Annotated in this window: 12 protein-coding genes and 2 pseudogenes; 1 reads left to right on the forward strand and 13 read right to left on the reverse strand. The window is 63.1% G+C overall.

The features are described from left to right. Nucleotides 1–101: 101 nt before the first annotated feature. Complete coding sequence (locus NVV79_RS00165) at nt 102–896, forward strand: IclR family transcriptional regulator (protein ID WP_303985057.1); 795 nt, start codon at nt 102–104, stop codon at nt 894–896. Nucleotides 897–1,213: 317 nt separating this feature from the next. Here NVV79_RS00165 and NVV79_RS00170 read toward each other — a convergent pair whose 3' ends face one another. The 13 genes and pseudogenes from NVV79_RS00170 to NVV79_RS22470 form a co-directional block, all read right to left on the reverse strand. Then, on the reverse strand, nt 1,214–1,459 hold the full coding sequence (locus NVV79_RS00170; protein ID WP_303985059.1) for an amidase family protein: 246 nt from the start codon (nt 1,457–1,459) through the stop codon (nt 1,214–1,216). Further along, nucleotides 1,456–1,638, reverse strand: a complete 183-nt coding sequence (locus NVV79_RS00175; RefSeq protein ID WP_303985060.1) for a hypothetical protein — start codon at nt 1,636–1,638, stop codon at nt 1,456–1,458. Before NVV79_RS00175 ends, NVV79_RS00170 begins: the two co-directional genes overlap by 4 nt. A 54-nt stretch (nt 1,639–1,692) precedes the next feature. Then, nucleotides 1,693–2,466 carry an amidase gene (locus NVV79_RS00180; protein WP_303985061.1) on the reverse strand — a complete coding sequence of 258 codons (774 nt, stop codon included), beginning with the start codon at nt 2,464–2,466 and terminating at the stop codon, nt 1,693–1,695. Further along, a complete protein-coding gene (locus NVV79_RS00185; RefSeq protein WP_303985062.1) occupies nt 2,463–3,422 on the reverse strand; it encodes an enolase C-terminal domain-like protein in 960 nt (319 codons plus the stop codon). Before NVV79_RS00185 ends, NVV79_RS00180 begins: the two co-directional genes overlap by 4 nt. Then, the gene (locus tag NVV79_RS00190) at nt 3,320–3,910 is read right to left on the reverse strand and encodes a hypothetical protein (protein WP_303985064.1); all 591 of its coding nucleotides are present in this window, start codon (nt 3,908–3,910) and stop codon (nt 3,320–3,322) included. The genes NVV79_RS00185 and NVV79_RS00190 overlap by 103 nt, the downstream gene beginning before the upstream one ends. Then, entirely contained in the window at nt 3,907–4,161 is a 255-nt protein-coding gene (locus NVV79_RS00195) for a hypothetical protein (protein WP_303985066.1), read from the reverse strand. Before NVV79_RS00195 ends, NVV79_RS00190 begins: the two co-directional genes overlap by 4 nt. Before the next feature lie 48 nt (nt 4,162–4,209). Beyond that, nucleotides 4,210–4,482: a hypothetical protein gene (locus NVV79_RS00200; protein ID WP_303985086.1), complete on the reverse strand. Its 273-nt coding sequence runs from the start codon at nt 4,480–4,482 to the stop codon at nt 4,210–4,212. Nucleotides 4,483–4,555: 73 nt separating this feature from the next. After that, nucleotides 4,556–4,627, reverse strand: a pseudogene (locus NVV79_RS00205) (ATP-binding cassette domain-containing protein); the annotation flags it as partial. A gap of 123 nt (nt 4,628–4,750) precedes the next feature. After that, nucleotides 4,751–4,942: a hypothetical protein gene (locus tag NVV79_RS00210; protein ID WP_303985068.1), complete on the reverse strand. Its 192-nt coding sequence runs from the start codon at nt 4,940–4,942 to the stop codon at nt 4,751–4,753. Nucleotides 4,943–4,964: 22 nt separating this feature from the next. Beyond that, nucleotides 4,965–5,177, reverse strand: coding sequence for an ABC transporter substrate-binding protein (locus tag NVV79_RS00215; protein WP_303985070.1), 213 nt, complete (start codon nt 5,175–5,177; stop codon nt 4,965–4,967). Further along, complete coding sequence (locus NVV79_RS00220; protein ID WP_369684690.1) at nt 5,153–5,572, reverse strand: ABC transporter substrate-binding protein; 420 nt, start codon at nt 5,570–5,572, stop codon at nt 5,153–5,155. The genes NVV79_RS00215 and NVV79_RS00220 overlap by 25 nt, the downstream gene beginning before the upstream one ends. A gap of 9 nt (nt 5,573–5,581) precedes the next feature. Continuing rightward, complete coding sequence (locus NVV79_RS00225; protein ID WP_303985072.1) at nt 5,582–5,785, reverse strand: hypothetical protein; 204 nt, start codon at nt 5,783–5,785, stop codon at nt 5,582–5,584. Between the two features lies 1 nt (nt 5,786). Further along, nucleotides 5,787–6,511 (reverse strand): annotated as a pseudogene (locus NVV79_RS22470) (ABC transporter permease). Nucleotides 6,512–6,529 lie beyond the last annotated feature (18 nt).

Here is a 6,529-nt window from a genome sequence, read left to right on the forward strand (position 1 = left end):
TGAATTTCTTATAAAAAATGCAAGGATTGCTGCCCCGCCTGAGCTATCGTATGACGGTGATCAGTGCAGCGCGTAGCAGGAGGCGAAACTGAGCGGAGCCATTGAGAAGACGCTGGGAATATTGGAGTTTTCTAGCCACCAAGCCGGAAGGGGCCGACCTCGTCAGCATCGCTACCGAGCTCAACCAGTCACGCAGCGGCTGCCACAGGACGCTTCTCGAGTTGATCGGCTATGGTTACGTGCGCCAGACGCAGCGGGGGGAATACGGACTCACGACCAAACTGGCAGCCATGGGGCTGAGCTATTTCAGCAAGTCGGGACTGGTCGATATCGCCCAGCCGCTGCTGCAGCGCCTCGCCGGCGTCACCGACGAACTGGTCCGCCTCGCCATTATCGACGGCACCCGCCTGACGCTCGTTGCCAAGGCGCAGGGCGCCAATTCCGGGGTATTGTATGGCCCGGACATGGGCATCGAGCTGCGCCTGTCATGCAGTGCGGCCGGTCACGCCTGGCTCATGACGCGAACCGACGAGGAGGCCGTCGAAGCTGTCTCTCGCCAGGGCTTCGGCGACCCACAACATTACGGCCCCCGCGCCCCGACCACGGTCAAGGCGCTGCTCAAGATGCTTACCGAACACCGAGCTCGCGGCTTTGCCATGATACGCAATGTCTACGCTCCGGGCATGAGCTCGATGGCCGCGGCCGTTCAACGGCGAGGCGAAGAAGCAACCGCCGCTATCGTCGTCGCCGGTCCGTCGATCAGGTTCACCGAGGACCTGATGATGAAACACGGACAGGATCTGCTCAGAGCGGCCAGCGAACTCGCCCTGATCGGCAGCGCCTCACCTTTGCTCAAGGCCCGAAACCTAGGCACCTGGGGCAATGTGTTCGAATAAGCGGAGCGCTGCCCTTACCTTGGCAAGGGCAGCAGTCGATCCTCGAAATTCTTACGCAATTGCCCGCAACCCCATGCATGTTGGACATTAAACGACGGGTGGTGATCCGGTCCCGCCAGAATGGACCATCTGTTGAAGCCCGCATCTATCCGTTGAGCTGCGGTCGTCTATCTGACCACGGCTGGGCCCGTTCCAACTGACCGGCCAATTGGAACAGCAAGTCTTCCTCGCCGTAGCGGGCGGCGAAATGGCTGCCGGTCGGCAAGCCGTTTGCCAATTGCCAGAGCGGAATCGACATCGCCGGCTGGCCGGTAACGTTAAAAAAGAGAAAGGCGAAGGGCGTGAACGCCAGGGAGGCTTTCGAGCCAGGCATCCACATCCGTCGTGGCGTTGCTGAACGTGCCCGTTGGGTGTGGCGGGGCTGCGAGCGTTGGTGTCAGCCAGATGTCATAGTCCTGGAAGAAGCCGGCAATGCGCCGCGTTTCGCGCTGCAGGGTCTGCAAATGGGTGATGTATTCGTGCGCAGGCATCGCGCGGCCGCGCGTCGCCACGGCGCGGGTCAAGGGCTCGATGGTGCCATCGGGGGCAGGGCACCGCCGGTGGCGCGCGCGATATTGGCCATGCAATTGGCCGCGAACACTGCTGCGAAGCCGTTCCGCACGGCCTCGAAATCGAAGCGGGGAGTCGCCTCGACGACCTCATGGCCCAAGGCGGCGCAGAGCTTTGCGGTAGCCTCGGTCACGGCCCGTATTTCGGGATCGATCGGCGTGCCCCTGGATGGATTGGGTAGTGTAGGCTATCCGCAGCGGCCGCGGGTCCCGGCTCGACTGCTCCAGGTAAGTCCCCTCTGCCGGCGCCGCGCTATAGGGATCGCCCGGCATGGGTCCGGCAGTGACGTCGAGCAGGGCGGCGCTGTCGCGGACGCTCGGTCACGGCGTGCTGGGCTGGCCAGCCCCGCCGGGCCCTCGCCACCTTCGGGACCGGCGCTGATACGACCGCGGGTGGGTTTTAGGCCGAATAACCCACAACAGGCCGCCGGAATGCGGATCGAGCCGCCACCATCGGTGGCGTGGCCCATCGGCAAGATACCGGCGGCAACCGCTGCCGCTGAGCCGCCGCTGGAGCCGCCGGGGGACGGTTTCAGGTCCCACGGATTGCTGGTGGAGCCGAACAAGGCGGGTTCGGTCGCAGCGGAGAGCCCGAATTCGGAGGAATTGGTTTTGCCGATAACCACCGGACCAGCCTTGCGGCAGCGCTCGACGATTTCGCTGTTGGCGGTGGGCATGGCATCGGCGAACAGGCGCGAGGCAGCGGTAGACGGCGCGCCGACCGCCGAGACCACCAACTCCTTGAACACATAGGGCACGCCGCGGAAAGGGCCATCCGACAGGCCGGCGGCAATGGCGGCGCGGGCCTGGTCATAGAGCGGGGTAACGATGGCATTCAGCGCCGGATTGAACCGTGACGCCATATCAAGGCACGTCTCCAGCACTTCCGCGGCGGAGACTTCGCGGCGGCGCACCAGATCGGCGAGCGCCAATGCGTCCAGCCGGGAATAGTCCGCGATCATCGCATTGCCTGTCTTTGTGATGGCCAGATCGCCGGCGGCATCGGCTCGGCCGCGTCCAGATCGGGAGTGACGGTTGCGGCAAAGCCGGGACAATCCAGCGAGCCGATGGCAACGCGCCCCTGGTCGATGCGCAGGCGTACCTGCCCATTGTCGTTGCTGTAGAGATCAGGATGGGCCGTGAGAAACGCCTGCGCCTCGGCGGCACTCCGACCATCGAAGCCATTGATGAAATGGTGGGCATTGCGCTCGACATGGGTCAGGCCGAGCAGATTGACCAGGGCCAGGTCCTGCTGCAACGCGACGCCCGGCTCGCAGGTGAGGTCCTCGCCGGACATGAAATAGCGCGGCGAGCCCGAAGCGTTCCACACATGACAGCGCGCCAGATTGAGGATGGACTTGTAAAAACCCTTGCAGGCCTTGGAAGACACGCCGGTATAGCCCAGCGCCCGTGCCTGCGGAAAAGACGACAGTTCGCCATCCGATTCATCGATGATAACAGGCGTATGGGCAGCCACGGCATCCATCCGCGTGGATAAAGCGGCGGCGCGTTTGATGGGTTGTTCCAGATACAGCATCGATGCAGCAAAGCGCGACAATGCCGGGCGTTCGGCGATGCCGCGCAGCAGGGGCAGCACGGCCTCTGCGCTTTCATATTGCTCGTTGCCGTCCAGCGTGATGCTGTAGGGCGCAGCCATGCGGTCGAGGATTGCTGCGATGCCGGTCAGCCGATCGATGTCCTCAGCGACATTGCCGCCGACCTTGATCTTGTAGTAGCGCCCGCCATAGCGGGCGACGACCTCTTCGAGCGTTTCGGGCAGGCCGTCGTCGACGCGGCTCTGCTGGTCGGCGCGGGTCAATGGATCGACCAGGCCAACCGTGTGGCGCAAGTCGATGCTGGCGGCAGGCTCAAGGCTCGCGAGATAGGCGTCGATATCGAAGCCGTCGAGTTCCGGCACGATGGGGTGGGCCCTGATGCCGGGCAGATTGCTCTGGATCGCTCTGGCAAAAAGCTCGCGCCAAGCAGGCGGCACAGCGCGTCAAGCACCGCCCGGTCGAGCAAAGCCGGGCCGTAGCTGGCGACCCGAGGGGCAGTCCTCGACGCTACAAGCCTCGATATGGGCGCGATAATTGTCGGCGAACAGATCAAAAGCCGCCGCCGGGCCGGCAGCCATATAGGCATTGCCGGCCAATTCGAGGGGGCGCGGCGGAGCTGATGATGATTGTCCGCGTCGGTGAGTGCGGGGTTCTTGTCGAACCATTTGGCCCCCAGCGCTTCGGCGGCATAGCCGAACCCCTCGCGCCCATCGGTCAGCCGGATGCGCACGCCGATCATGGCCTGCCGGCCATGGGTCGCGGTGGTGACACCGAAGCGGAACGGCATGCGCAGCGTGTAAGGCCGTTCACGCCGGATGATTTCCACCACCTCAACCTGCGGAGCGATCATGCCGGTACGCTATTGACGCTGCCGCTGGGCGTGGTGCGTCCGGTGAGGATGTCGTAGATGTCCAGCGCATATTGGCCGAATTCCGCCGTGGCCCGGCTCTCCACTGTGCGAGGGCGCGGCAGGGCGACATCGATGATCTTGGCGATCCGCCCCGGGCGCGGCGACATCACCACGATCCGGTCGGACAGGAATACCGCTTCGGGGATCGAATGGGTCACGAACAGAATGGTCTTGCGCGCCCCGCGCGCCACTGGCTTCGCCCCAGACCCGCAGCAGTTCGAGAGCCATCTCGTCGCGCGTCATGGCGTCGAGAGCGCCGAAGGGCTCATCCATGAGCAGGAGTGGTGGATCGAGCAGCAGAGCGCGGCAGAGCGAGCGCTGCTGCATGCCGCCCGACAAGCCAATTCACTGGGGCGCTTTTCAGCGAAATCTTCGAGGCCGACCAGCCGCAACAGTTCCAGTGCGCGCTGGTGATACTGCGCCCGGGAGCCCTGCCTGGTGAGCTCGGCCGGCAGCAGGACGTTGTCGAGGATACTGCGCCATTTCAGCAGCACGGCGGCCCCGAACACCATGCCGACGTTGGGAATGGGCCGGGTGACGGGCGGCCATCCACCAGCACGCTCCCTCCGGCTGAGGGCGCAGGCCGGCGACGACGCGCAGCAGGGTCGATTTCCCGCAGCCGCTCGGCCCGACCAGCGAGACGAATTCCCCGACCAACGGTCAGGGGAGATTTCGTGCGAGGGCTTCGACCGGGCCGCTGCGGCGTGATAGGTCATGCTGATCCGGTCGAGTTCTATGGAAGTCTTATCCAAAGTATTGTCGCTACAGGTTAAGCGCCGATCATTTTACATCGAGCGGAAGTTCGATCTTGGTCAGATAATCGTTGGTGAACACGTCGGCGCAATCAACCTTGGCCGGCAGGTCCATATAGGTGTTCACCAGATCGACCGAAGCGCACATCTTGGCTTCATCCATCCAGCCGATGCCGTGGTCCTTGTAGCGTTGCGTCGCCATCAGATCGAGGCCGAGCATCATGTTCTCGCCGATCGCGACTTCATCGATTTCCGGGAACGTGCTTCTTGAAGATGGCGAGAGCCGCTTCCGGGTCCGACATCACGTCCTGCCAGCCGAGATATGCGGCCTCGAGGAACTTCCTGAGTACTTCGGGGCGCTCGTTCATGGTGTTTTCGCTGGCCATGATCGACATGGAATACATGTCGAAGCCATGGTCGGCCCATGGCATCATGACCACGTTGCCAACGCCCATCGGCTTTTCGAAACAAAGGCAGGCCAGTGGTATAGTCGGAGATGGCCGTCGGCCCGCTTTTCGGCCAGTGCCGCGATCTTGGCGGTCGGCTCGATATTGATCCAGGTCACGCTATTCTGATCAATGCCGTTGGCATTGGCGAAAGCGGGCCACATAACGCGTTGGCTGTCACCCGGCGGGGCGGCGATGGTCATGCCTGCAAGCTGGGAGGGCTCGGTGATCGGTTTGTCGACCGTTAGGGAAGAAATTGATTGGCGTCTTGTCGAACACCATGCCCACGATCTTGATCTGGGTGCCGCGCAGAGCGAACCGATGATCACCGCGGCGTCGGCCAGACCGGCATCGGCGCGACCGGTATCGACCTTGGCGATGGAATCGCCCGAGCCCCTTGGAATTCTCCAGCGTCACCTCGAGGCCGCGATGGCGGAGAAATAGCCCTTGTCGAGCGCAACCCAGTAGGCAGCATGATCGCCAACCGGAAACCAGTTGAGCGCGAAGGTGAACTTTTCCTGGGCGATAGCCGTTGCGGGCATCGCCATGGTGGCGAGGACTGTCAGCGAGCAAGCAAAAGTTTTCTGATCATTCTCGTTCTCCCGTTGTTGGGCCATTCTATCTGTTCGACTGGCCTTCGGCCCACGGGGCCAACACACTCGACAGGCCGGCAACCGCACCATAAAGCGCCAGGCCGATGATCGAGATCCAGACCAGGGCGCCGAAGGCCAGCGGAGTGTTCATGCTGCTCTGGCTGGTAATGATCACGTAGCCGAGGCCGCGCTGGGAGGCGACGAACTCGCCCACGATCGCACCGACCACGGCCGAGGTCGCGGTTACCTTCAGAGCACTGAGAATGTAGGGATAGGCGTTGGGAATGCGGATCTTGCAAACACCTTCCATTTGGGGGCGTTGAAGACACGGCCCAGATCGATCATGTCATTGTCGATCTGGCGCAACCCGACTGCGGTATTGATGACCACCGGGAAGAAGCCGATGAGCGCACCGATCAGCATATTGGGGAAGATGCCGTAACCGAGCCACAGCAGGAACAGCGGCGTGACCGCGACCTTGGGCAGGGTGTTGACGAAGACCAGGAACGGCATCAGCGCCCGCGCCACGGTCTGCGACCAGGCAATCGCGGTTCCCAGCAGCACGCCGGAGACGGTGGCCAGAATGAAGGCGCCGGAAATGGCCAGGCCCGTCGCCCAGATATGGCCCACCCAGTTGATGCCGCCATCGAACATGGCATACATCACTGAAATCGGGCTGGGCAGCAGATATTCGCGAATGCCGAATACTGAGACCGCCACCTGCCATACGACCAGGACGCCGACGAACATCAGCACTGCCGGAACGAT

This window comes from Devosia ginsengisoli, from assembly GCF_024707105.1.
Lineage (GTDB): Bacteria > Pseudomonadota > Alphaproteobacteria > Rhizobiales > Devosiaceae > Devosia > Devosia ginsengisoli_A.

Excerpts from the sequence above, each read along its gene's own strand:
- NVV79_RS00225 (WP_303985072.1), bottom strand. The coding sequence starts at position 5,785 with ATGGCCCAACAACGGGAGAACGAGAATGATCAGAAAACTTTTGCTTGC.
- NVV79_RS00190 (WP_303985064.1), bottom strand. The coding sequence starts at position 3,910 with ATGATCGCTCCGCAGGTTGAGGTGGTGGAAATCATCCGGCGTGAACGG.
- NVV79_RS00215 (WP_303985070.1), bottom strand. The coding sequence starts at position 5,177 with ATGGGCGTTGGCAACGTGGTCATGATGCCATGGGCCGACCATGGCTTC.
- NVV79_RS00200 (WP_303985086.1), bottom strand. The coding sequence starts at position 4,482 with ATGGTGTTCGGGGCCGCCGTGCTGCTGAAATGGCGCAGTATCCTCGAC.
- NVV79_RS00210 (WP_303985068.1), bottom strand. The coding sequence starts at position 4,942 with ATGCTCGGCCTCGATCTGATGGCGACGCAACGCTACAAGGACCACGGC.
- NVV79_RS00180 (WP_303985061.1), bottom strand. The coding sequence starts at position 2,466 with ATGATCGCGGACTATTCCCGGCTGGACGCATTGGCGCTCGCCGATCTG.